1 protein-coding gene is annotated in these 1,043 nt (G+C 52.6%); it reads left to right on the forward strand.

Going from position 1 to position 1,043, the window contains the following annotated elements; genetic code table 11:
• Positions 1-115: 115 nt before the first annotated feature.
• Positions 116-1,043 (forward strand): RNA-guided endonuclease InsQ/TnpB family protein (locus CYR55_RS22950; RefSeq protein ID WP_101818593.1); only part of this gene is annotated, 928 nt, incomplete at its 3' end.

A 1,043-nucleotide genomic window follows, 5' to 3' on the forward strand; every position in this document is an offset into this window, starting at 1 on the left:
CCGAGATACCCCGTCCTTTTAGGGCGGGGAGGAAAGGAGGCGGTTTTCTGCCTGACTTCTTTTTGTTTGACCATCGTCAATGCCTCTCACATTTTTGCCTGTATTTTGTGAAGCCATGAAACGCGCCTACAAATACAGATTCTATCCAACACCTGATCAGGTTGAGCTTTTGGCTCAAACGTTCGGGTGTGTGCGTTTTGTCTATAACAGCATCTTGCGCTGGCGCACCGACGCATACTATGAGCAGCAGGAGAAGATCGGCTATACACAAGCCAGCGCCCGGTTAACTGCGCTCAAAAAAGAGCCTGAATGTGCATGGCTGAATGACGTTTCCTGCGTACCGCTCCAGCAGTCGTTACGCCACCAACAAACAGCCTTTTCTCACTTCTTTGCCGGGCGTGCCTCATACCCGGCATTTAAAAGTAAGCGCCATAAACAGGCGGCTGAATTTACCGCCAGCGCCTTTAAGTACCGTGACGGCAAACTGTATATGGCTAAGAGCAACGCGCCGTTAGACGTGCGCTGGTCGCGCCCTTTGCCGTCCGTGCCGTCGTCTGTCACCCTTAGCAAAGACGCCGCAGGGCGCTACTTTGTTTCGTGCCTCTGCGAGTCTGAACCTGTATCACTGCCGATCACCGCTAAAACGGTCGGCATTGATGTGGGTTTAAAAGATTTGTTCGTCACTGATACCGGATTCAAAACCGGCAATCCCCGCCATACCGCTAACTATGCGAAGCGATTAGCCCTGCGACAGCGCCGTTTGAGCAAGAAGCAAAAAGGCTCAAAAAACCGCGCCAAAGCCCGCTTAAAAGTCGCCCGCCTCCACGCGAAAATTGCCGATTGCCGAATGGATAACCTCCACAAGTTGTCCCGCAAACTGATTAACGAAAACCAAGTTGTTTGTGTCGAATCCCTGAAAGTGAAGAACATGATCCGCAACCCGACGCTGTCCAAAGCGATAGCAGACGCGAGCTGGGGTGAATTTGTGCGCCAGCTTGCATATAAGGGCGAATGGGCGGGGCGGTCGGTGGTTGCCATTGACC

Origin of the sequence: Chimaeribacter californicus (assembly GCF_002858675.1) — a bacterium.
Classification (GTDB): domain Bacteria; phylum Pseudomonadota; class Gammaproteobacteria; order Enterobacterales; family Enterobacteriaceae; genus Chimaeribacter; species Chimaeribacter californicus.